At 53.8% G+C, this 24,067-nt stretch carries 23 protein-coding genes; 7 read left to right on the top strand and 16 right to left on the bottom strand.

Annotated features, from left to right (window positions below; genetic code table 11):
• Positions 1-60: 60 nt before the first annotated feature.
• From OB87_RS05190 to nfsA, 8 genes are all read right to left on the bottom strand, one after another.
• On the bottom strand, positions 61-477 hold the full coding sequence (locus OB87_RS05190; protein ID WP_235425239.1) for a YbjO family protein: 417 nt from the start codon (positions 475-477) through the stop codon (positions 61-63).
• 146 nt (positions 478-623) lie between these two features.
• Positions 624-1,469: a putrescine ABC transporter permease PotI gene (gene potI, locus OB87_RS05185; RefSeq protein WP_033568369.1), complete on the bottom strand. Its 846-nt coding sequence runs from the start codon at positions 1,467-1,469 to the stop codon at positions 624-626.
• On the bottom strand, positions 1,466-2,425 hold the full coding sequence (gene potH, locus OB87_RS05180) for a putrescine ABC transporter permease PotH (protein ID WP_033568368.1): 960 nt from the start codon (positions 2,423-2,425) through the stop codon (positions 1,466-1,468). The genes potI and potH overlap by 4 nt, the downstream gene beginning before the upstream one ends.
• Positions 2,426-2,439: 14 nt before the next feature.
• A complete protein-coding gene (potG, locus tag OB87_RS05175) occupies positions 2,440-3,573 on the bottom strand; it encodes a putrescine ABC transporter ATP-binding subunit PotG (protein WP_033568367.1) in 1,134 nt (377 codons plus the stop codon).
• A gap of 123 nt (positions 3,574-3,696) precedes the next feature.
• On the bottom strand, positions 3,697-4,806 hold the full coding sequence (potF, locus tag OB87_RS05170) for a spermidine/putrescine ABC transporter substrate-binding protein PotF (RefSeq protein ID WP_033568366.1): 1,110 nt from the start codon (positions 4,804-4,806) through the stop codon (positions 3,697-3,699).
• 382 nt (positions 4,807-5,188) lie between these two features.
• A complete protein-coding gene (locus tag OB87_RS05165) occupies positions 5,189-5,668 on the bottom strand; it encodes a YbjN domain-containing protein (RefSeq protein WP_033568365.1) in 480 nt (159 codons plus the stop codon).
• A 141-nt stretch (positions 5,669-5,809) separates the two neighbouring features.
• Positions 5,810-6,712, bottom strand: coding sequence for a 30S ribosomal protein S6--L-glutamate ligase (gene rimK / locus OB87_RS05160; protein WP_033568364.1), 903 nt, complete (start codon positions 6,710-6,712; stop codon positions 5,810-5,812).
• Positions 6,713-6,724: 12 nt separating this feature from the next.
• On the bottom strand, positions 6,725-7,447 hold the full coding sequence (gene nfsA / locus OB87_RS05155; RefSeq protein WP_033568363.1) for an oxygen-insensitive NADPH nitroreductase: 723 nt from the start codon (positions 7,445-7,447) through the stop codon (positions 6,725-6,727).
• Positions 7,448-7,934: 487 nt separating this feature from the next.
• On the opposite strand from nfsA, the gene OB87_RS05150 reads away from it, so the two are divergent.
• Complete coding sequence (locus tag OB87_RS05150; protein ID WP_033568362.1) at positions 7,935-8,192, top strand: GrxA family glutaredoxin; 258 nt, start codon at positions 7,935-7,937, stop codon at positions 8,190-8,192.
• A gap of 123 nt (positions 8,193-8,315) precedes the next feature.
• Here OB87_RS05150 and OB87_RS05145 read toward each other — a convergent pair whose 3' ends face one another.
• Complete coding sequence (locus OB87_RS05145) at positions 8,316-8,690, bottom strand: inner membrane protein YbjM (protein WP_033568470.1); 375 nt, start codon at positions 8,688-8,690, stop codon at positions 8,316-8,318.
• Positions 8,691-9,035: 345 nt separating this feature from the next.
• Between OB87_RS05145 and OB87_RS05140 the strand changes: the two genes are divergently transcribed.
• Entirely contained in the window at positions 9,036-10,724 is a 1,689-nt protein-coding gene (locus OB87_RS05140) for an aspartate:alanine antiporter (RefSeq protein WP_033568361.1), read from the top strand.
• A 487-nt stretch (positions 10,725-11,211) separates the two neighbouring features.
• Positions 11,212-11,988: a DNA-binding transcriptional repressor DeoR gene (deoR, locus tag OB87_RS05135; RefSeq protein WP_033568360.1), complete on the top strand. Its 777-nt coding sequence runs from the start codon at positions 11,212-11,214 to the stop codon at positions 11,986-11,988.
• Between the two features lie 55 nt (positions 11,989-12,043).
• Here deoR and OB87_RS05130 read toward each other — a convergent pair whose 3' ends face one another.
• Positions 12,044-13,252, bottom strand: a complete 1,209-nt coding sequence (locus tag OB87_RS05130; RefSeq protein ID WP_033568359.1) for a serine hydrolase — start codon at positions 13,250-13,252, stop codon at positions 12,044-12,046.
• 521 nt (positions 13,253-13,773) lie between these two features.
• On the opposite strand from OB87_RS05130, the gene OB87_RS05125 reads away from it, so the two are divergent.
• Positions 13,774-14,592 (top strand): alpha/beta fold hydrolase, encoded by an 819-nt coding sequence (locus OB87_RS05125; RefSeq protein WP_033568358.1) that lies wholly within the window; start codon positions 13,774-13,776, stop codon positions 14,590-14,592.
• A 77-nt stretch (positions 14,593-14,669) separates the two neighbouring features.
• Here OB87_RS05125 and OB87_RS05120 read toward each other — a convergent pair whose 3' ends face one another.
• The 3 genes from OB87_RS05120 to OB87_RS05110 all read right to left on the bottom strand — a co-directional run bounded on the left by OB87_RS05120 (position 14,670) and on the right by OB87_RS05110 (position 17,331).
• Positions 14,670-15,332, bottom strand: coding sequence for a methionine ABC transporter permease (locus OB87_RS05120; RefSeq protein ID WP_033568357.1), 663 nt, complete (start codon positions 15,330-15,332; stop codon positions 14,670-14,672).
• On the bottom strand, positions 15,325-16,341 hold the full coding sequence (locus OB87_RS05115; protein ID WP_033568356.1) for a methionine ABC transporter ATP-binding protein: 1,017 nt from the start codon (positions 16,339-16,341) through the stop codon (positions 15,325-15,327). Before OB87_RS05115 ends, OB87_RS05120 begins: the two co-directional genes overlap by 8 nt.
• A 144-nt stretch (positions 16,342-16,485) precedes the next feature.
• The gene (locus tag OB87_RS05110; RefSeq protein ID WP_033568355.1) at positions 16,486-17,331 is read right to left on the bottom strand and encodes a MetQ/NlpA family ABC transporter substrate-binding protein; all 846 of its coding nucleotides are present in this window, start codon (positions 17,329-17,331) and stop codon (positions 16,486-16,488) included.
• A gap of 286 nt (positions 17,332-17,617) precedes the next feature.
• Between OB87_RS05110 and OB87_RS05105 the strand changes: the two genes are divergently transcribed.
• Positions 17,618-18,235 carry a glutathione S-transferase family protein gene (locus OB87_RS05105; RefSeq protein ID WP_033568354.1) on the top strand — a complete coding sequence of 206 codons (618 nt, stop codon included), beginning with the start codon at positions 17,618-17,620 and terminating at the stop codon, positions 18,233-18,235.
• A gap of 45 nt (positions 18,236-18,280) precedes the next feature.
• Here OB87_RS05105 and OB87_RS05100 read toward each other — a convergent pair whose 3' ends face one another.
• Positions 18,281-19,405 carry a PQQ-dependent sugar dehydrogenase gene (locus OB87_RS05100; protein WP_033568353.1) on the bottom strand — a complete coding sequence of 375 codons (1,125 nt, stop codon included), beginning with the start codon at positions 19,403-19,405 and terminating at the stop codon, positions 18,281-18,283.
• Between the two features lie 255 nt (positions 19,406-19,660).
• Between OB87_RS05100 and rimO the strand changes: the two genes are divergently transcribed.
• Both rimO and sanA read left to right on the top strand, forming a co-directional pair.
• Complete coding sequence (gene rimO, locus OB87_RS05095; RefSeq protein WP_167334381.1) at positions 19,661-21,064, top strand: 30S ribosomal protein S12 methylthiotransferase RimO; 1,404 nt, start codon at positions 19,661-19,663, stop codon at positions 21,062-21,064.
• 169 nt (positions 21,065-21,233) lie between these two features.
• Positions 21,234-21,989 (top strand): outer membrane permeability protein SanA, encoded by a 756-nt coding sequence (gene sanA, locus OB87_RS05090; protein ID WP_033568352.1) that lies wholly within the window; start codon positions 21,234-21,236, stop codon positions 21,987-21,989.
• Here the strand turns inward: sanA and yeiB are convergent, their stop codons facing one another.
• Complete coding sequence (gene yeiB, locus OB87_RS05085; protein ID WP_033568351.1) at positions 21,990-23,174, bottom strand: DUF418 domain-containing protein YeiB; 1,185 nt, start codon at positions 23,172-23,174, stop codon at positions 21,990-21,992.
• A gap of 112 nt (positions 23,175-23,286) precedes the next feature.
• On the bottom strand, positions 23,287-23,955 hold the full coding sequence (gene folE / locus OB87_RS05080; RefSeq protein ID WP_033568350.1) for a GTP cyclohydrolase I FolE: 669 nt from the start codon (positions 23,953-23,955) through the stop codon (positions 23,287-23,289).
• Positions 23,956-24,067 lie beyond the last annotated feature (112 nt).

Genomic DNA, 24,067 nt, shown 5'->3' with positions numbered 1-24,067 from the left:
ATCTGAAATCTGTCGTCAACATCAAAAGGGGGCTGATTGTATCACCCCCGTGCGGGAAAGTTAGGGATGCCGCGTAAAAAAACGCTGGCTACGTCGGGGCAGGAACAGGAGCAAAATCAGCAGAAAATCCGGCAACCGCTGCATCAGCAGATGGTTGAGGATTTCACCGACGCCATCGCCATTGACATGAAAGATCGGCGGCAGAAACTCCACCAGCGATGCGGCCAGCATGTAAACCGTCACCAGGCACTGGGTTAACAGGAAACACCAACGTCCCCAGTTCAACCCGCTGAGCACCGCAAACCCACAGCGGATTTCCAGACACACCACCAGCAACGCAGCCAGCAGCACCAGCGTGCTGTCCCACTGTTTAGCGCTGCTGCTGAGCCAGCCGCCAAAGCCGCTCAGTCCCAGCTCGCTGATGGTCAGGACAATCCCCAGACAGCGGGTAGCGATAATCGCCGACCCCGCTACCATAATCGCGACTGGAGCGAACAGCCCCCGCCGCAGCAGTTCCCGTTTACCGTACAGTATGATTGCGTTCCCCCTGAAATCACCGCGCCACCAGAAAGTATGGCGGCGCGCTGAGAATTGGCAAATACCGGGCGGGAACCGCGTTATCGTCAGCCACGTCTCGCTTTTTGCAAATCGCGCTGACGTTGTTTTTCCGCCCTGGCCATAAACCACCAGGCAATCAAACCAATAATGCCTACCACCAACAATATCAGGGATGCCAGTGCGTTAATCTGCGGGTTAACGCCCATTCTTACGCTGGAAAAGACCAGCATCGGCAAGGTGGTGGCACCAGGACCGGAGACAAAACTGGCAATCACCAGATCATCCAGTGACAGCGTAAAGGCTAGCAACCAACCAGACACCAGTGCTGGAGCGATCATCGGCACGGTAATGATGAAGAACACTTTCAGCGGCGTCGCGCCCAGATCCATCGCGGCTTCTTCAATCGAGTGATCCAACTCGCGCAGACGCGCGCTGATGACCACGGTGACATACGCCGAACAGAAGGTGACGTGCGCCAGCCAGATGGTCAGCATACCGCGCTCGGCAGGCCAGCCAATGGCTTGCGCCAGCGACACAAACAGCAGCAGCAGCGAGAGCCCGGTGATGACATCCGGCATCACCAGCGGCGCAGTCAGCATAAAAGCAAACCCGTTAGAACCGCGGAAATTGCCAAAACGCACCATCACCACCGCCGCCAGCGTGCCCAGCACCACCGCCATAGTGGCCGAGGCCGCCGCAATGGTCAGGCTGAGCATCACCGCGCTTATCATGGCTGAATCTTCAAACAGCGCGCGATACCACTGGGTAGACCACCCTGCCCATACCGTCACCAGACGGGAACTGTTGAAGGAGTAAATCACCAGCATCAGCATCGGCGCATACAGGAAGCTATATCCCAGCACCAGAATCAGTGTCCGCCACGGCGAACGCACGACCGGTAAATTATTCATGCCTGATCCTCCGCCGCTTTATTCTGATGTTTGTGGAACCAGATGATCGGAACAATCAGCAGGAACAGCATCACCATCGCCACCGCCGACGCCACCGGCCAGTCACGGTTATTAAAGAATTCCTGCCACAGGATGCGACCGATCATGATGCTATCCGGCCCGCCTAACAACTCAGGAATGACGTACTCGCCGACGGTTGGAATAAACACCAGCATCGACCCGGCGATGATGCCACCTTTGGTGAGCGGCACAATCACGCTGAAGAAGGTTCTTACCGGGCGAGCGCCCAAGTCCAGCGATGCCTCCACCAGTGAGTAATCGAGGCGGGTCAGCGCGGTGTAGATCGGCAGCACCATAAACGGCAGATAGGAGTAGACCACACCGATATACACCGCCAGATTGGTATGCAAAATCACCAGCGGCTGATCGATAACCCCTAACCAGATCAGGAAATTATTCAGAATACCGTTGTCTTTCAGAATGCCCATCCAGGCGTACACGCGGATCAGGAACGACGTCCATGACGGCAGAATCACCAGCAGCAGCAGAATGTTGCGGGTAGACGACTTGCTGTGCGCCACCGCCCAGGCCATCGGATACCCCACCACCAGACAGCACAGGGTGGAAATCGCCGCCACCTTCAGCGACTGCAGGTAAGCGTCGATGTACAGCGGGTCGGACAGCAGTTGCAGGTAGTTGCCGATATTCAGGCTGATTTGCAGGCGGTTCTCCGCCCACTCCAGCAGGTCGGTGTAAGGCGGCACGGTGCGTGCCATTTCCGCAAAGCTGATCTTGAATACGATCAGGAACGGCAGCATAAACAGGCACAATAACCACAGATACGGCAGCGCGATCACCAGCTTGCGGCCATGCGCCAGACGCAGCCGCGCCAGCGTGGCGCGCAACGGGCTCATCGGCTGGCCCGGCGGTTCATGTTGTTCAGATAACATCGCCATTGCGTCTTCCCCCGTTATACCGTCAACACCACACAGCTGTCCGCATCCCAACACAGGCGGACTTCATCCCCCCAGGTCGGCGAACCTTTGCGGAAACGGTCGGCGTTTTGCAACTGGGCGCTGATGATCTGACCGCTGTTCAACCGCACGTGGTAAATCGAGAGATCGCCCAGATAAGCGATGTGTACCACTTCGCCTACCGCGAAGTTGCAGCCATCGGCTGGCACCTCGTCGCACAGCATGATTTTTTCCGGACGCAGCGCGATGTACACCGGCACACCGTCCACCACCGAAACATCGGAGTTGACCTTCAGCGGGTGCACCAGCCCCGGACTCTGCACAATCAGCGCATCGTCCTGGCGCTCTTTAAGCAATCCTTCGAACATATTGACCGACCCGATGAACTCGGCGCTAAACCGGCTGTTCGGGTTTTCGTAGATCTCTTCCGGCTCACCAATCTGCACGAATTTACCGCGGTTCATGATAGCGATACGGCCCGCCATGGTCATCGCTTCTTCCTGATCGTGTGTCACCATTACGCAGGTCACCCCGACCCGCTCCAGAATGTCGACCACTTCCAGTTGCATACGGTCACGCAGTTTTTTATCCAGCGCGCCCATCGGTTCATCCAGCAACAGCAGTTTAGGACGCTTGGCCAGGCTGCGCGCCAGCGCTACGCGTTGACGCTGCCCGCCGGAAAGCTGATGCGGTTTGCGTCCGGCAAACTCCTGCATGTGCACCAACGTCAGCATCTCTTCCACGCGATCTTTGATTTCACCGCGCGACAGCTTGTCCTGTTTCAGGCCAAAGGCGATATTCTTCTCCACCGTCATGTGTGGGAACAGCGCGTAAGACTGAAACATCATATTGATCGGGCGCTGGTAAGGCGGCACCAGAGACAGGTCCTGCCCGTCCAGCACAATCTGACCCTGGCTAGGCTGTTCAAACCCCGCCAGCATACGCAGCAGTGTGGATTTACCACACCCCGAGGCACCCAACAGGGCAAAAATCTCGCCTTTATAAATGGTCAGGCTGACATCATCGACCGCGAACTGGCCGTCATAGGATTTAGTCAGGTTGCGCACTTCCAGCAACGGTGTGGCCGCTTTCTGAGGCTTGGGTTGGGGGCGGGGAATCGCTTCGTTCACTTAATATTGCTCTCCGGCAGAAGCAGAACAAAGTCGTAGCCACATGGCTACGACACTAATACAAATAGCACAAACAGGCGGGATTAACCCGCCTGTCGCATGAAGTGGAATCAAAGGTGGCGGTTATTTCCCGCTTTTCACCTTGGTCCACGAACGCGTAATCACGCGATCGATTTTCGGTGATTGCACCTTGAGCGTAAACAGCTTGGCACGAATATCCGCAGGCGGATAAATGTTCGGGTTGTCACGCACTTCCTCTTTCACCAGCGCGGTCGCTTCCTTGTTGGGGTTAGCGTAATACACGTGGTTACTGACATTGGCGATCACTTCCGGCTTCAGCAGATAGTTGAGGAACTGATACGCTGAATCCAGGTTTTTGGCGTCTTTCGGAATCGCGAACACGTCAAAGAACGCCAGCGCCCCTTCCTTCGGAATGCTGTAGCTGATGTTCACGCCGTTTTTCGCTTCTTTCGCACGGTTGGCCGCTTGCATGACGTCACCAGCCCAGCCGATAGCCACGCAAATGTCGCCGTTGGCCAGATCGTTGATGTACTGGGACGAATGGAAGTAACGGATGCTCGGACGCAATTTCAACAGCAGGTCGGTCGCATCTTTGGTGTAATCGGCCTCACTGGTGCTGTTCGGGTTTTTACCCTGATAGTTGAGCACCGTGGCATAAATTTCAGCCGGTGCATCAAGGAAGGAAACGCCGCAGCTCTTCAGCTTTTCCAGGTTTTCCGGTTTCAGCACCAGATCCCAGCTGTTGACCGGCGCATCTTTACCCAGAACCGCTTTGACCTTATCCACGTTATAACCAATACCGGTGGTAGCCCACAGATACGGTACGGCATATTTATGGCCCGGATCATGTTCCTCGATAAGCTTCATCAGCTCAGGATCAAGGTTTTTGTAGTTCGGCAGTTTGCTCTTATCCAGCGGCTGGAAGACACCGGCACTGATCTGACGCCCCAGGAAGCTGGCGGAAGGTACTACCAGGTCGAACCCCGTGCTGCCGGCCATCAGTTTGCCTTCCAGCACTTCGTTGGAGTCAAACACGTCATACACGACTTTAATACCGCTCTCTTTCTGGAAATTTTCCAGCGTATCCGGCGCGATATAATCAGACCAGTTATAGACGTGCAGCGTTTTCTCTTCCGCAGACGCGGTGACGGACGCGGCCATCATTAAGCCGGTTAACACACCCGAAAGCCATTTTTTACGTTGGGTGAACATCCGTTCCTTCCTCCATACCAGGGGTAAATATAGGGGGGTGAATGCACGGTGCCTGGAAACAACACCGCTCGCTGTTTCTCCAGGCTCAGAACGACGACACGATGAATGGCTATGCACCCGCTTTTTCATCGTTAAAACACAGCCGACCATGACGTTATTATCTGAACCATACAGAAATAAAGCATAACCGCACTGTTACGCCCGTACCATACCGGAATACAAAAAACAGGTTTTATCGATTATTTATTCACAATCTATCTATGTGCTGCGTCCTGAAACGACAAACGCAGGAAAACATCTGGCTTAGACAATAAAAAACCGCATTAAATGCGGTTTTATAAAATAAGAAAAGCTGATGGTCGGCTATTGATACATAACGCGATCAGTGCAGGCTTGAGGTATTAAAACGCTCAGCAGGGCTCTCTTCCTCATCACCTAAAAACAGCAGATTATTGGCACTGGCTTCCATGATCACCATGGAGATCTGCTCCTCAGCCTGCTGCATGAAATGGCGGAACTGCTCCAGCGTGATACCGGCACCGGCGCTGAATGTCTGGCAGACGATCAATTTAGGCAGGTTGTCGTCCTGAATATCGAGAAAGGCCTTGGCAGTCAACGAACTGGCGTTGATCTGGCTCAGGTTACCCACCAGCGGAATCAAGGCGGTCGGTTTCACTTCCGCCAACGCAGAGAACAGGATCACGCTGTCAGCCATATCGACTTTGGCGTCGAACACGCCATCAAAATTCTGCATGTGCGGCAGATGCAAAGCCTGACAAGAGTCGCACTCGAAGTAAATGATGCCCAGTTGATCCAGCCACCGCCGAAGCAAATTCAAATCAGGGACGATGATTGAATCCATCTGACCGCCTCATATTTCATGGATGATAAAAAATCCTGACCTACGCAATGCCTAACCCAGGAATAGAGGGTCAATCCTCATCGTTGACTGACCATTCGGCACGCGGCTACGCGCCCAAAAGACTGCGTCCGCGCCAGGCATTCACCCTGCCCTGACCGAACGAGATGCCGCACGGTGATGGTGTTCAATGTAGTCAATCATCATCCCTGCGATATCCAGCCCGGTGACGGTTTCGATGCCTTCCAGCCCGGGCGACGCGTTGACCTCCATGACCAGAGGCCCACGCGCCGACCGCAGTATATCAACACCCGCCACATTGAGTCCCAATGTTTTTGCGGCTTTGACCGCAATTGCGCGCTCCTGCGGCGTGATCCGTACCCGGCTGGCTGACCCACCCCGATGTAGGTTAGAGCGAAAGTCGCCCGGTTTAGCCTGTCGCTCAATCGCCGCCACCACCCGATCGCCGATCACCAGACAGCGAATATCCTTGCCGTGAGCTTCACGCACATATTCCTGCACCAGAATGTGAGCGTTCAGGCCACGAAAGGCATCAATAACACTTTCCGCCGCCTGGTGGGTTTCCGCCAGTACTACGCCGATACCCTGCGTGCCCTCCACCAGTTTCACCACCAGCGGCGCGCCACCGACCATCTTGATCAGATCGGCGGTATCGTCCGGCGAGTGCGCAAAACCGGTAATCGGCAAATCAATGCCCTGCCGGGCTAGCAATTGTAGTGAATGCAGTTTGTCGCGGGCGCGAATCACCGACATCGCGTTATTCAGTACGACGCTGCCCAGCATTTCAAACTGGCGCAACACGGCCGTACCGTAAAAGGTAATCGCAGCGCCGATGCGCGGAATCACGGCGTCATACTGCGCTAACTGACGCCCGCGATAATGAACGGACGGCGCGGCCGAATTAATGTTCATATAGCACGACAGCGGATTGATCACCTCAATACTGTGCTGCCGTTCCTCCGCCGCTTCGCATAACCGCTTGCAGGAATAGAGAGAACCGTCCTGTGACAGAATAGCGATTTTCATAGCGCTCCGGTGCTATCGGGTGGCCCAGCCCTGCTGTCGCAGGTAGTCCAGCATGAATGGACGACGTTCCTTACTGAGGGTACGCCGAATTTGGTCGCTCCAGCTTTCCATACGCTGATTGCTGTCGCGGTGGCGATAATACTCGACAATATGCTGGTCATATTCCGCCAGTACGGCGTGATCCAGCGGCTGATAGCGGTTCTCATGCACCACCAGTGCCGCAGGCAGACGCGGTTTGAGATCAGGCTGCGCGGCCGGATACCCCAGACACAAGCCAAACAGCGGCAATACCTGTTGCGGCAACGCCAGCAACCGGGTTACTTCGGCAATCTGATTGCGCACACCGCCAATGAAAACACCGCCCAATCCCAACGATTCGGCGGCTACCAGCGCATTCTGCCCCATCAGCGCGGTATCGACACAACCGAGCAACAACTGTTCGGCCAGCCCCAGTTCCGCTTGCGGATAAATCTGCTGATGGCGATGAAAATCGGCGCAGAACACCCAAAACTCCGCGGCCTGCCCGACCCAAGGCTGTTCGCCGGTCAGATGCACCAACTGTGAGCGTAATGCAGGCTCGGTAATACGGATAATCGAACTGCATTGCAGGAAACTGGAGGTGGACGCGCTCTGCGCGGCGGCGATGATGGCACCGCGCTGCTCATCGCTAAGCGGCTGCTCGGTAAACGATCGGATAGAGCGGTGCTGGCATAACAGTGAAATGGTTGGCGTCACGTTGAATATCCCTGAAACATAATGTTGAGATGACATAACACCGGTTGCGCTTTCCGACGCGAAACGCTGGCAGACAAGCGCAATACCGGCGTACAGCCACCCGGTGTCGCCGTTCTGTTGATAAAACGACCATCGGCATACCTTTCGGCATTAAGTGGCAAGTATACCCTAAATAATCTACGTTGCAGGATGCCCCCTCTGCGGGTGCACAGCGCCGCGCGTTGGCTGCAACCTGACGTATGACGCGTATGGTATCGGACCATCAGGCCGCCAGTAATTTTAGGCCATATTTGGCGTTAAACCGGTTTGCAATAGATGACACTAATCGTTATGACAGGCAATGACTGCTTCAGATCACCCCTGATTGCAGGCATAGTAGCGCGGTTGGCTATACTAAATAGTAACGCGGTTGACGAGAAACCGTTTACAACCTGGGTATTCCCTGATGACAGGGCAACCCGGAAAAATTAGAACGTAAGGAGTTCACATGTACGCTGTTATTTTCGGTCGCCCCGGCTGCCCTTATTGTGTCCGCGCCAAAGATCTGGCAGAAAAACTGACCGAAGAGCGTGACGATTTCAATTACCGTTACGTTGACATTCACGCGGAAGGCATCACCAAAGCTGACTTGTCCAAAACGGTCGGTAAACCGGTGGAAACCGTTCCTCAGATTTTCCTGGATGAAAAACACATTGGCGGCTGCACCGACTTCGAAGCCTACGCCAGAGAAAATTTGTTCCAGTAATCCCGGTTACTGGCAAAAATCCGCCTTTAATCAAGGCGGATTTTTACTTCCCCGCCTGCAAAAGTAAGCCGTTCTCTTTATCGCACAGAGAGCACAGCCAGAAACCTCACCAGCAAGAATAGCCTAGTGAAAATAGTGTCGACTGACCGCTCGCAAGAACAGATACATCAGCCCCCCCAACAAGCACCAGAACACCGCGCTGCTAACATAAGCCAGCTCCTGCCAGAAGGATAAACTGGAAAACTGCCACAATTGCAGCACCAGCAAGCAGACCGGCATCGCCACCAACGCACCCATCAGGGGATAATGCAATCGCCGGTTACGCGACAGATAGCTCGATACCATCCCCGGTAGCAAAAACAGCAGCATCCCAGGGTCGCCCCGGAAACCGTCTTCCAGTGACGTACCGACAATTCGCAGTTTCTGACTTAGAAACACCAGCGTAAACAAGACAAAACAGCTGACCACGCCCAGCCACCCTCTGTTGTTTCCTGTCATGTGAGCCTCCCCGAAATAGACTGAAACCACGCATGACGGGTGACGATCGTCGCCCATATCAATCATGCCGCGGCCGGTATCCCTGATGGGACGAAAAGCCAGCGATGAGATGATTTATCAGCATCATCAGCTGGTTGTCCGCTGGAGAAATCACTAAAATGGCGTTGCCATACCAGACGATGCCGCCGCTATTTCGGGGCATTGCCGGATAATGAGTAACAGGGTCAAGCCTTTCTTATCATCATGTTGTCGTCCAGACATGGCCGGAACCCCTGCAATGGGGTAAATTTAGTCTAAATTATTTTTTATATCAATAATTTACCAGTAAACAACAAGTTACATTCCATGAATATAAACGTCGCTGATTTGTTAAACGGGAATTACATTCTGCTGCTGTTCGTGGTTCTCTGTTTAGGTCTTTGTCTGGGGAAATTGCGGCTTGGTTCGGTTCAACTCGGCAATTCTATTGGCGTTCTGGTGGTGTCGTTGTTACTCGGGCAACAGCATTTCGCTATCAATACCGACGCGCTCAACCTCGGCTTTATGCTGTTTATTTTCTGCGTTGGCATAGAAGCTGGGCCCAATTTTTTCTCAATTTTTTTTCGTGACGGCAAAAATTACCTGATGCTGGCGCTGGTGATGGTCGCTAGCGCATTGCTGATCGCGCTGGTGCTGGGCAAGGTATTCGGCTGGGGAATCGGCCTGACTGCCGGTATGCTCGCCGGTGCCATGACATCAACACCGGTGCTGGTGGGGGCCGGGGATACGCTGCGCAACACCATCAGTCTCGGACCACAGCTCGCGATGACGCAGGAACAATTGAGCCTGGGCTACGCGTTGACCTACCTGATAGGCCTGGTCAGTTTGATTTTCGGTGCCCGCTATCTGCCCAAACTGCAACATCAGGATCTGCCAACCAGCGCCCAACAGATTGCTCGCGAACGTGGGCTGGATGCCGACAGTCAGCGCAAGATCTACTTACCAATCATTCGCGCCTACCGGGTCGGGCCTGAGCTGGTGGCCTGGGCTGACGGCAAAAACCTGCGCGAACTGGGCATTTACCGTCAAACCGGCTGCTACATTGAGCGTATCCGCCGCAATGGCATTCTGGCAACGCCGGATGGTGATGCCGTACTGCAATTAGGCGATGAAATCGCACTGGTGGGCTACCCGGACGCTCACGCCCGCCTCAATCCTAATTTCCGTGATGGCAAGGAAGTGTTTGAGCGCGACCTGCTGGATATGCGGATCGTGACCGAGGAAATTGTGGTGAAAAACCACAACGCCGTGGGTAAACGCCTGAGCCAACTGAAATTGACCGACCACGGTTGCTTCCTCAACCGCATCGTCCGCAGCCAGATTGAAATGCCGATCGACGACGGTGTGGTGCTGAACAAAGGCGACGTCTTACAGGTTAGCGGTGACGCTCGCCGGGTAAAAAGCATCGCTGACCGCATCGGGTTTATTTCCATTCATAGCCAGGTTACCGACCTGCTGGCTTTCTGCGCCTTTTTCATCATCGGCATCATGGTGGGGCTGATCACTTTTCAGTTCCGCAATTTCTCTTTCGGCATCGGTAACGCGGCAGGCCTGCTGTTTTCCGGCATCATGCTCGGTTTTCTGCGCGCTAACCACCCGACGTTCGGTTACATCCCACAGGGTGCGCTGAATATGGTGAAAGAGTTCGGTTTGATGGTTTTCATGGCCGGTGTCGGGCTCAGTGCTGGCAGCACTATCAACCATAGCTTCGGCGACATCGGCATCCAGATGGTGTTGTCCGGACTGCTCGTCAGCCTGTTGCCGGTCGTCATCTGTTTTCTGTTTGGCGCTTATGTGTTGCGCATGAACCGGGCATTACTGTTCGGCGCCATTATGGGCGCACGTACCTGTGCCCCGGCGATGGAGATCATCAGCGATGTCGCTCGCAGTAATATTCCGGCATTGGGCTACGCCGGTACTTACGCCATCGCCAACGTCTTGTTGACGCTGGCCGGGTCGTTGATTGTGATCATCTGGCCGCAACTGCCCGGTTGAGTCGGTTTGTAAATCAACGTCAATTTTTTTTTCGAAAAGCGCAGAACTTTTTTCCAGAGGTAAAGTCTGAATAAGTGCCACTGCTTTTCTTTGATATCCCTGAATTGAGGAGCCCGTCGTTCACGCCGGTTAGGTTCAAGAGCGACGGGCATTTTCTTTTTTAATGGCTTTAATGGCGACCGCTGTTGTCATCCATCCCCGCCACACAATTTCCCATTGTTTTATCTACGTTAATTAGCCGATCTAATAAGGTCCGGTGCGTTATAACATTTTCATGATGGATTTGCGCCCCACCTTTCATGAAGGTTATATTAATGTCCCATCTGCTGAGCAGTCAGCGCACATGGCCTGCGGTTAACCATCCCCGGTGCATTCACTTTCACCCCCATCACGTATCACCATTCAGGCAATTGCCATGAAGGATGGCGTAGTGCATGGTGGAGATCCTGCATCGGGGCACGTCTGACAGGCATAATCGAGGAAAAACATGGAAACGCGTCGTGCAGCACGGCTCAACAAACTGGCTCAGGCTTTAAAAAAGGCCGATAAACTGCACCTGAAAGAAGCAGCGCTTCTGCTCGGCGTCTCAGAGATGACCGTCCGACGCGACCTGAACGCTCAACCGGAAGCATCGGTCGTGCTGTTAGGCGGCTACGTGGTTTGTGACCTGAAAACCAACGGCGCAACCAGTTATTTTGTCTCCGACCAGCAGACCAAGCACGTGGTGGAAAAAAGTATCGTGGGCGAACTGTCCGCCGCCTGCATCGAACCGAACGATACCGTGTTTTTTGACTGCGGCACCACCATTCCTTTTATCATTGCCGCTATTCCCGATGATCTGCCGTTCACCGGTATTTGCTATTCGCTCAACACGTTTCTGGCATTACAGAGCAAGCCGAACGGCCGGGTAATCCTATGCGGTGGGGAATTCCATCCTGACAATGCTATTTTCACTCCGCTGGGACGCCAGCATGAACTGGATCAGATCTGCCCGACCAAAGCATTCATCTCAGCGGGAGGAATCGACCCAGAGGCCGGTGCCACCTGTTTTAACTTCGCTGAGTTGGCGATGAAACACCGCGCGATGGCGTTATCCCAACGAGTGATTCTGGTGGCGGATAGCAGCAAGTTCGGCAAACGCAAACCGGCACGCATCGGTGCGCTGACCTTATTTGATACGGTGATTACCAATCGCACACCAGATGCTGGCTGCACACATTATCTCAAAGCTAACAACATTCGGTTGCTAACCCCCAGAGACTAGCGCGGTCCACCCGGCGGATGACCCGACAAGGCCATCCGCTCACGTTCAAAGCCGGTTAACCGAATAACCCGCCCAACCAACCGGACAGCGTCATCAGCACGCGATCCCACAACCGGCTGAAGAAACCGGCTTCCGGTATATCCTCCATCACCACCAGCGGGCGCTGGCCGATACTGTTGCCATCCAGTTGGAAATCAATGGTGCCGACCACCTGCCCTTTCTTCAACGGTGCCCGCAATTGTGGCTGCGCCAACGTGAAACTGGCCTTCAGATTTTTCATTTGCCCTTTCGGTACAGTGAGTGCGGCATCCTGCGCGACACTCAGCCTGGCCTGTTTTTCCGTGCCGAACCATACCCGCGACGTGGTGAATGGCGTATCACTACGCACTGGCGTCACGGTTTCAAAGAAGCGGAATCCCCAGGTCAGCAACTTTTCACTTTCCCGAAAGCGCACCGCGTCGGACGGCGCACCCAGCACGACCGAAATCAGCCGCATGTCACCCTCAACAGCGGACGCCACCAGACTGTGCCCCGCCCCATCGGTATACCCGGTTTTCACACCATCCACACGCAGATTGCTGCTCCACAATAGGCGGTTACGATTCGGCTGGCGGATATTATTGAACGTAAATTCTTTTTCACTGTGCAGCGCGTATTCGCTGGGCACGTCGCGGATCAGCGCCTGCGTCAGGCGCGCCATGTCGCGCGCGGTACTGTATTGCCCTGGCGTATCCAGCCCATGAACAGTGAGAAAATGGGTATTCGTCAACCCAAGCCTGGCAGCGTATTGGTTCATCAGACTGACAAACGCATCCTGACTGCCAGCAACATAATCCGCCAGTGCGATACTGGCATCGTTGCCGGATTGAATCACAATGCCTTTATTAAGATCGGACACCGCAATCTGATCACCCGGTTTGAGGAACATCAGCGATGAACCGCGCAGCGCCGGGTTACCAGTAGCCCAGGCGTCTTTCCCCACGGTGACTTTGTCTTCCGGCGTGATCTTCCCCACTTTGATGGCCTGCCCAATCACATAGCTGGACATGATTTTAGTCAGGCTGGCGGGATCCAACCGGGCATCGGCATTCGACTCAGCCAGTACCCGCCCGCTGGCGGAGTCAATCAGAATAAAGGCTTTAGCCTCGATTTGCGGCGGAGGCGGCATCTGCTCAGCTCGAAGTACCGGCGAAGCCATCATCAGCACTGCGGCGGCGACCACGACCAGCCGCCCCCAGGAAATGAGAGGTGTCACTATCTTCATGCGCGCTGCCCATAAATGGTTAAAAGTGAAGAGGATCAAAAGGTTTACCCAGTCCGACCTGTACTAAGGTAGCCCGCCATACCTGAGAATAAAATCATTCACTCTGTAAAGTTCGTCAAAGAAAATAAAAAATCAGCCAAATCTGACCCAAAAGCACAGTCAGATTCACTACTAACAGGCGATAATGCCCCTGTTTACACCACCAAAGTTTGCCCGCACCGGCACACCTGTCGAAATCATAAAAATTACTTACCAAATCATCTTCACATACTGCTTAAGTCAACATTTTTAATCCATTATTTCTTTTTGGAAAGCTTAATGCTGCGAATAAATAAAGTGGCATTTATCTCATCCCAAATAATGTGATAAATTAATCATGTCAATATATTAATAACAAGGATGGAACCGGTTTTCCTTCATTTTTTTCAGAGGGAGAATTATTAATTCGGTTAAAACTCACAAATAGAAACGATCTAACGATAGCGCCATGCCTTGGCCGGGCAAACAAAAGGGAATTTATCATGTCCATAGAAAAATGCATTGTCACATATGACTCATGGAAAATATATGTTGAAAAGCATATTTCCGATCCTGCACATGAAACCATTATTATGGTTAACGGAGCACTATCGACAACAGCAGCATTCAAAAATACCGTCAAAAACCTGTCCGGCAGGTTTAATATCATTCTTTTTGATTTGCCATTTATCGGTGAATCCCTGCCTCACAATACGCTGGATAGAGTCATAACAAAAAATGATGAAGTCAACATTTTGCTTCATCTCATTGACACATTTGAACCAGACCATATCCTGTCGATTTCGTGGGGTGGCCTGTCTTCAATGCTTGCGCTGTCAAACAAGCCCAAACACATCAAGAAAGCGGTAATCGCGTCATTCTCTGCGCATCTTAACGACAAGATGCGGGATTATATCCAACGCGCAAGGCATTATATTCACTCGAAAGAATTCGAAAATGCAGCAGAGCTGCTCAATAATGAAGTGGGTAAATTCCTGCCGCCTTTATTAAAGCACATTAATCTGAAACACATTTCTTCCATGAGCGAATTTGCGTTCCAGCAGGTCAACTTCCATATTGATCAGGTACTCACACTCAAGGAAGAGCAGTATATCGAGATATTCAAAGACATTAATGCTGAAGTGCTTTTCCTGAACGGCGAAAATGACGAGTACACTACCGCTGACGATATCAAGAAAATGGAAAAATATATCAGGGTTTGCGAATTCAGTACGATTCCTGAAGCGGGCCACTTCCTTGACCTCGAAAACAGAAAAGCCGCAAAACAGGTAGCAGAAAGAATAATATCATTTTTCGCATAACGAAAACTTATTTTCCAGGCCGCGGTAGAACGATATCCGCGGCCTGGTTACTAAGTAGATTATCCAGTAATGTTTAATTATCGACGACGTTCGCGTTTGTCTGCCCGTTTTGCCAGCCAGTCACCGAACGTTTGTACGATTTGAACCAGGATAACCAACGCAATCACCGTCATCACCATCACCTGGGTTTCGTAGCGGTAATAGCCGAAACGAATCGCCAGGTCGCCCACACCACCACCGCCGACAATCCCGGCCATTGCAGAGTAGCCAATCAGACTGACCAGCGTAATGGTCAACCCGCGTAGCAACCCTGCGCGAGCTTCCGGCAACAGCACCGTACAAATGATACGCAACGGACTGGCACCAAACGCTTCCGCCGCTTCAACAATTCCCGGATCCACGTCACGCAGGGCGCTGTCGACCAGACGTGCGTAAAACGCAATGGCCGCCACTGACATCGGCACCGCCGCCGCTACCGGACCGATGGTATTCCCCAGCAGGAACTGGGTCAGCGGCAACAACAGTACCAGCAAAATGACGAACGGAATCGAACGGATGATATTCACCAGCACCGTACCGAACAAATAGAGAAACCGATTTTCCCAGAACAGATGTCGGTCGGTTACATAGATCAGGAATCCCAGCGGTAAGCCGCCCAACAGGGCAAACAGTGTCGAAATCCCTACCATCTGGAAGGTTTCACCAAAAGCATTGAACAGATCGACCAGCAAATCAGCCATGCAGCACCTCCACCTGAGCCGTGCGTTGTTGAATATGTTTCACCGCATCCGCCACGACCTGCTCGTCGTTGGGATGGGTCAGCAGCGCGACCAGAATGCCTAACGCCCGATGACCGATGTACTCGATTTTACCGTGCAGGATATTGACCGATACGCCATATCGGGTCGCCACATCCGACAGCACCGGTTGCTCGGCCGACTCGCCAATGAACAGGATTTTCAGCAAGGTGCCACGCAGTTCCTCCTTCAACCGTGCCGGTAGTTCCAGATTGAGGGTATGCGACACCAGTTGCCGGGTAAAAGCATGTTGCGGCGTGGCAAAAATATCGAACACATCCCCCTCCTCCACGACACGACCGCCGGTCATCACCGCCACCCGATCGCAAATCGCCTTGATCACACTCATTTCGTGGGAGATCAACACGATAGTGATACCCAGCTTCTGATTAATCTCTTTCAGCAACGCCAGAATCGCCGACGACGTTTCCAGATCCAATGCCGACGTCGGCTCATCACACAGCAACACGTCCGGGTGATTGGCGATAGCACGGGCGATGCCCACACGCTGTTTCTGGCCGCCGCTCAACTGTGAAGGATAGGCCTCTGCTTTATCCGCCAGCCCGACCAGCGCCAGAATTTCCGGAACCCGCTGATCGATAACCGATGTCGGTTTACCGGCGGCGCGTAGGCTGAATGCCACGTTCTGCGCCACGGTGCGCGTCTGCATCAAATTGAAATGCTGAAAAATCATACCAATCTTCTGGCGCTCGGTACGCAGCGCTTGACCACTCAGGTCACTGACCTGCACGCCATTGACCCGCACCTGGCCGGAAACCGGGCGTTGCAACAGATTAATGGTGCGCAGCAACGTACTTTTCCCCGCCCCACTGGCTCCGACAATTCCGTACACCTCTCCCTGGCGAATGTGCAGGCTGACATCATCCACTACACGCGCACTCGCGCCTTTTTCCTGGGGAAATGCTACGCAGATATTTTCTAATTGAATCATTATCCGCATGACTCCTGATAACCAATAGAAGAAAAACAGAAAGCCGGTCGAAGACCGGCTCATACTGAAACTACGCGACCCTTATTCTGAATCGACGTACTGCGATAGCGTCATACCTCAGTCACCATCAGCTTCAGGTGGGTGTTATTTGGCTGCCACCGGTGTTTGTGCCGTCATCCAGTCAGGACGCTGAAACTGGCTAAACATTGTCGCCGGATCGTTAATCACCGCAGCATACGCCGGGGACTCCACCACCGCTTTAATCTCTTTCACAAACGGCTTGTCCAGATCATCGGTACGTACCGCAATCACGTTTTTCAGGTTTTCATCCAGCGTTTCCAGCTTCAACGCGGAGGAGAGTTTCAGCCCGGCGGCGATGGCAAAATTGCCGTTCACCAGCGACGCGGTCACGCTATCCAGCGTGCGCGGCAGTTGTGCCGCCTCCAGTGGCTTGAACACCAGTTCACGCGGGTTGTCCTGAATATCTTTTTCCGATGCTTTGGTCGGATCGATATTCGGTTTGATGGTGATCAGCCCCAACGATTGCAAGAAACGCAAGCCACGCGCCAGATTGGTCGGGTCGTTGGACAGGGTGATCACATCGCCTTTCTTCAGTTGATCCAGCGAGGTAATTTTACGGGAGTAGAACCCCATACTGGCGGTCGGCACCGTGATCAGACGCGTGAGTTTCAGCCCTTTGTCGGCGGAGAATTTTTCCAGATACAGCGTATGCTGGAACAGGTTAGCGTCAATGCTGCCGTTAGAGAGCGCCAGATTGGGCTGCACGTAGTCGCTGAATTCACGCACCACCACCTTGTAACCTTTTTTGGTCAATTCCGGCTTAATGGCCTGATTCACCATATCCCCGTATGGCCCAGGTGCCACGCCAAATACGATAGTGTGCGGGTCGCTCTGCGCCAGCGCCAGCGAGGTCCCAGAAGCCAAAAGCGCGACCGTCAGCACGGCGCGAATCGAATGGGTGAATGTCATACTATGGGTTAATGTCATGTAATAGTTATCCCGTCTGCTAATAAATAGCGGTTATTATTGGAAATATCAGTCTGATTGGTAAATAGAAAAAAGCTATATCAATATTTCCTGTCTGTCTGTTACACAGAATGACGAATAAATCGCCACCTCAGAAGCGGTTACATCCCTCCACGGCTATGGGTATAGTGATAACCGCGTTATTAAAGCACTGACATGCACATGAGCGTCAGGCGGTATGATAACCACGACGTCATTGCGTAAAAAACCAACGGTAAGGAGTGATGTGATGCTGACAATCTGGGGTCGTGAAAATTCGACCAATGTGAAGAAGGCACGCTGGTGTGCGGCAGAACTCGGGTTGGCGTATGAACTGGTGCCAGCGGGCGGGCAATTCGGCCGCAACCGTGACCCGGACTATCTGTCCATGAACCCCAACGGGCTGGTGCCCTGCCTACAGGATGACGACCTGGTGTTGTGGGAATCTCATGCCATCGTGCGTTACCTCGCTGCGCAATACGGTCAGGACCGCTTCTGGCATCACGACCCGAAGACACAGGCCGGTATCGATAAATGGCTGGATTGGGCTGCGGGGTTCACTGAGCCTTACAAGCAGGTCTTTATCAACCTGGTGCGCACCGCGCCGGAAAAACGCAATATGCAAGATGTCGAAACCGGTATCACCGGATGCGAAAAATTGTTTGCTATCGCCGATGAGGTGCTGGCAAAACAGCGCTGGCTTTCCGGTGATGAATTCGGTATTGGCGACATTCCGTTAGGGTGCATCGCTTATAGCTGGTTTAACCTGCCGATTAGCCGCCAGCCTCGTCCGCATCTGGAACGCTGGTATCAGCAGTTAACCGAACGAGACGCATTCCGTCAGACCGTGATGCTGCCACTAACCTAATTTTGCACGGAGCACCCATCCGGGTGCTCCGTTATACCGGAGTCATCACTCCGCTAGCCCGACTTTCAGCAATTTACCGTTATCCTGATCGGTCAGCACATAAAGATAGCCATCCGGCCCCACCCGCACATCACGGATACGCTCTTCTCTCTCCGCCAGCAGACGCTCTTCCGCCACAACCCGATCCCCTTCCAGTGACAGCCGGATCAGACTCGTACCGGCCAATGCACCAATGAATAACGAATGCCGCCAGGCTGGGAAACGACCACTGTTATAAAATGCCATCCCGCTGATGGCGGGCGACACTTTCCAGTAATAGACCGGATTGGCCGTGCCAGCGACTTCCGTTCCCTGAAATTCAGTAATCTTTTGCCCTGAATAATCGATACCGTAGGTCGCCAGTGGCCAGCCGTAATTTTCGCCCGGCCGGGGGATATTCACTTCATCACCACCGCGTGGTCCGTGTTCACTTTCCCAGATATCACCGGACCACGGATTCAACGCCAATCCCTGTGGATTGCGCAATCCGTAGGACCAGATTTCCGGCCTGGCACCGGAGTGGTTAACAAACGGATTATCCACCGGCACTTCGCCTTCGGGGGTAAGGCGCACCAGTTTGCCCTGCAGGCTGCCCAGATCCTGAGCCAGCATACGCTGCTGATTTTCGCCCAGTGCGATAAACAGATGCCCCTCTCGGTCAAACGCCATGCGCCCACCAAAATGCGCACCGGTCGAACGCTTCGGCAGTTGCCGGAAAATCACGGTGAAGTTATTCAACTGCCGCAGGTCATCCGACAGCACGCCAAATCCCACCGTCGTGCCTGCCAGCCCTTCCGGCCCCGGTTCGGCATAACTCAGGTATACGCGGCGATCCAACCGGAAATTCGGTGACAGTACCACATCCAGCAAGCCGCCTTGTGAACGGGCAAACACCGCCGGAACGCCGTCGATAGGTGCCGACAGCCCTTTACCAGCCTGCCAGTACCGCAACTGGCCGGATCGCTCCGTCAATAACAATCCCTGATCATCCGGTAAAAACGCCAGCGACCACGGATGATTAAGATTATCCTGCAACACCGTGACGGTTGGTGCGGCAAACAGATTCATGGAATATAACCAGCCCACCGCCAGCAACGGCAGGGTAAGAAGACGAATGCGGGGAAAAAACATGCAGGTTCTCCCTGTTATAGGTGTGGCGATAAAACCACCACATGTAAAACGACATAGAACGTAAAACTAAATAGCATGTTGAACCAAACTGCCAGGTAAAATTTACTCAAATTTGCATCCTGTTCCCCCAAACCGGGCCGGTCACCGGTTCGCGGTTCTTGCTGATTATTTTATAATCATACGGGACTGTTTCCTGGCGATGATTCAGGTATAATCCGCCGCATTTTTCCGCCCCAAACCGACGTATGAGACGCTATGACTGTTAACACCTTCGATCCATCCCAGACCACCACGCTATCGGCTCCGCAAAAAGCCTTGGGCGATCAATCCGGTGGTGTCGGCAAAGACCTGTCCCGCAAGATTGGCTTTGTCAGCCTCGGTTGCCCGAAAAATCTGGTGGATTCTGAACGCATCCTGACCGAACTGCGTACTGAAGGGTATCAGGTGGTGCCAAACTACGATGACGCCGACCTGGTGATCGTCAATACCTGCGGTTTCATCGACAGTGCGGTGCAGGAATCACTGGAAGCGATTGGTGAAGCGCTCAATGAGAACGGCAAGGTGATTGTCACCGGCTGTCTGGGCGCAAAAGAGAATCAGATTCGCGAAGTGCACCCCAACGTGCTGGAGATCACCGGTCCGCACAGCTACGAGCAGGTGCTGAACCATGTGCACCACTACGTCCCCAAGCCGGAACACGACCCGTTCACCAGCTTGATTCCGGCACAAGGCGTGAAACTGACCCCACGCCACTATGCCTATCTGAAAATTTCCGAAGGCTGCGATCACCGTTGCACCTTCTGTATCATTCCGTCGATGCGCGGCGATTTGGACAGCCGTCCAATCGGTTCCGTGCTGGATGAAGCTAAACGACTGGCGGATGCAGGCGTGAAGGAACTGCTGGTTATCTCCCAGGACACCTCTGCCTATGGTGCCGACGTCAAGCACCGTACCGGTTTCTGGAACGGGCAACCGGTGAAAACCAGCATGGTCAGCCTGTGCGAACAATTGTCGACACTGGGGCTGTGGGTACGTCTGCACTATGTTTATCCCTACCCGCATGTAGATGAGATTATTCCGCTGATGGCGGCCGGTAAGGTGCTGCCGTATCTGGATATTCCGCTGCAACACGCCAGCCCGAAAATCCTCAAGCTGATGAAGCGCCCCGGTGCGGTGGAACGAACGCTGGAACGCATCAAGCGCTGGCGCGAGATTTGCCCGGAGTTGACGTTGCGTTCAACCTTTATCGTCGGCTTCCCCGGCGAAACCGAAGACGATTTCCAGATGCTGCTGGATTTCTTGCAGGAAGCGCAGTTGGATCGCGTAGGCTGTTTCCGTTACAGCCCGGTAGAAGGCGCGGCAGCAAACGACCTGCCGGATCAGGTGCCGGAAGCGGTGAAAGAAGAACGTTATCACCGTTTCATGCAGATACAACAACAGATTTCCAGCCAGCGTCTGCAAGCCAAAGTGGGCCGCGAACTGAAAGTGTTGATCGATGAAGTCGACGAAGAAGGCGCGATTGGCCGCAGTATGGCAGATGCGCCGGAGATCGACGGTGCCGTCTACCTGAACGGCGAAAACCGAGTCAAAGTAGGCGACCTGGTTACCGTGAAAATCGAATACGCTGACGAATACGACCTGTGGGGCAGCCTGGTCTGATACCGTCTCAACCAGTCGGGTTAATAACCCGACTGGTGCTTTCCCCCTGCCATCCTGACCAAAAAACCAGCAACGTTTATCGCTTCCGGACAGTTCACCTTGCGTCGCTCTGACACCTCAAGTAGCCTTGCCTCATGACTATTTACTCCATGCGGACAAAGGCAGCAGCATGTGGAAACGCCTGATATTCGGTCTTTTCACCGCCATTCTGGTGATGGCCTGCGGCGCTTTTCTGCTTGATCGTTGTATCAGCTGGCGCACCGCGCCCTACATTTACGAGGATGTGCAGGATCTGCCGCCACGTCAGGTGGGGGTAGTATTAGGCACCGCCAAATATTATCGCGCAGGTGTTATCAACCAGTATTATCTGTTCCGGATTCAGGGCGCGCTCAACGCCTACAACAGTGGTAAGGTCAGCTACCTGCTGCTGAGCGGTGACAATGCCCAACAAAGTTATAATGAACCTATGACCATGCGGCGCGACCTGATCGCCGCCGGGGTGCCGCCCACCAATATTGTGCTGGACTATGCCGGATTCCGCACGCTGGACTCCATCGTGCGAACCCGCAAAGTGTTCGATACCAACGACTTCACCATTATTACCCAGCGATTCCACTGTGAACGGGCGCTCTTTATCGCGCTGCACAAAGGCATTCAGGCACAGTGCTTCGCGGTGCCGTCACCCAAGGATATCTGGCAGGTACGAATGCGGGAATTCGGTGCCCGTTTGGGCACCCTGTTCGATCTCTATATTCTCAAGCGTGAGCCACGCTTTCTGGGGCCGCAGGTGCCGATTCCGTCCGAGTACAAGATTTCGGATGACGAACCCAGTTACCCGGCGGTGCCACCGGAATTCATGAGTGACCAGGATTCACGCGTAGAGCCACCGCTACGGCAGAAACCGTCACCGTCAACATCCCGCTGATCAGGACTCACGCGTCGATGGCGCTGAAACCGGCCCGGCAACCCGAGCCGTCAGCCAGCGCCAAATGCTCTCTACGGGCCCTTGACGGAAAGTTCTCAGCCAGAAACGAGCCACCAGCAGATTACAGAGCCATACCGCAGGCACCACCAGCAGGAGCTGTGAGCGATCCAATTGCATAAACCAACCGAAGCGGTTGAACAGCGTGGTACAAATCAGGGTTTGTAACAGATAACTACTTAACGCCATACGCCCGACATCAACAATCCAGCGAGTCAGCCGCCAGTTCGCCAATGTCGGCCAAAAGCCGTAACACAGTGCCAGATACGCAATTGCCTGCAGGGGGGCACCCGCTTCCCGCGGGATTTGTAACAGCAAGCCGCACCAGCGGTAGTCCCATTGCAGTTGCCATTGTGCGACAACACCCAACCCATTAATCAACAACGCCAACGGCAGCAACCATAACGCAACGCGGCGATAATGCCGCTGGCTGAACTGCCCTCTTAGCCAGCCGCTGCGCATCAGCGCCGCCCCCATTAACATCGCCCCCGCCAGCAACCAGCCATACTGGATACTCAACGACAGCAGGCTTTCATTCAGCAGCGACAGTCGATTACGCCAGGCTTCCGCCCCACCTTGCGCCAGCCACCAGGCTTCATAACTGACCTCGGCCGCCCCCGGCTGCCAGAAACTACCGCCGTCCGGGCTGAGCACCTGACTCAACACCACCAACATCGCCAGCCCCATCAGGTACAACACCACACCGGTACGCAGCAACATGCGGGTACTGTCGGCGTGTCGCAACAGGCCATAACACACCAGGCCGATCAGGCCATAATCCAGCAGGATGTCACCGTCCCACATAAAGATGCTGTGAAACAGACCAAACACCATCAACCAGAACAAGCGCGCGTGGATCCACCGTTTGCCGCGGTTGAGCAACAGCTGCAATCCGGCACCAAACAACAAGGCAAGCAGGGTGAGAAATTTTCCCTGTGCCAGCATATCCATCAGCGCCCACGTCCAGGCATCCGCTGTGGAAGGCGGCCCCTGCCACGCTGGGTTGAGGTAGGCGGCGTGCGGCAGGCCGAACGAGACAATATTCATTAACAGAATGCCGAGCATCGCCAGGCCACGGGCGAAGTCCAACATAGGGATACGGGATGAAGAATGCGGCGGTAACGACATGACTTTTAGCAAATACAGGGAAGTATCAGCGAATTGTAGTGACTGGCACGGCAAATGCCCATGATTTTATAGCGGCCGACACCGGCCGCCAGAAGACACACCGCCGGGGTGATCAGTGTTGATGGTGGCGTACCGCGCGCAGGAACTCCTGCCGGGTATTCTGACTGGACTTGAACAGGCCGCCCAGCGACGTGGTGGTGGTGGCGCTGGTCGCGTCGCGAATGCCGCGCGCTTTGACACAATAATGCACCGCGTCAATCGACACCGCCACGTTGGTGGTGCCGAGCAGTGTCTGCAACGCCACCAGAATCTGCTGAGTCAGGCGCTCTTGCACTTGTGGACGTTGGGAGAAAAACTGCACAATGCGGTTAATTTTAGACAGCCCAATCACGCCCTCTTTCGGGATGTACGCCACCGTGGCTTTCCCATCGATGGTCACAAAATGGTGCTCGCAGGTGCTGGTCAGGGTGATGTCGCGCACCGTCACCATTTCATCCACGTTCATTTTGTTTTCGATAATGGTGATTTTCGGGAAATTGGCGTAATCCAGACCGGAAAAGATCTCTTCTACATACATTTTGGCGATGCGGTGAGGCGTTTCTGCCAGGCTATCGTCTTCCAGATCGAGATTCAGCAGGTTCATGATTTCCGTCATGTGCTCAGCGATGAGGCGCTTACGGGTTTCACTCTCCAGCATCTTGCCGCGCAGAGGGGTTTCCAGGCCACGCGCCAGCAGCGCCTCGTGAACCATAGCCGCTTCTTTGGTTAATACAACCGACATGTTTTTCTCCAGCAGGTGTCTCTCAGTCTGACGTTGCCTGGGGCTAACGTCGGCCACAACTCTAATGGAGTGTATGATGATTATCCAGTGATTGTGCGTCATGACTGATGAA

The organism is Dickeya undicola (assembly GCF_000784735.1).
Lineage (GTDB): Bacteria > Pseudomonadota > Gammaproteobacteria > Enterobacterales > Enterobacteriaceae > Dickeya > Dickeya undicola.
This window is presented reverse-complemented; position numbering and strand designations above follow the sequence as displayed.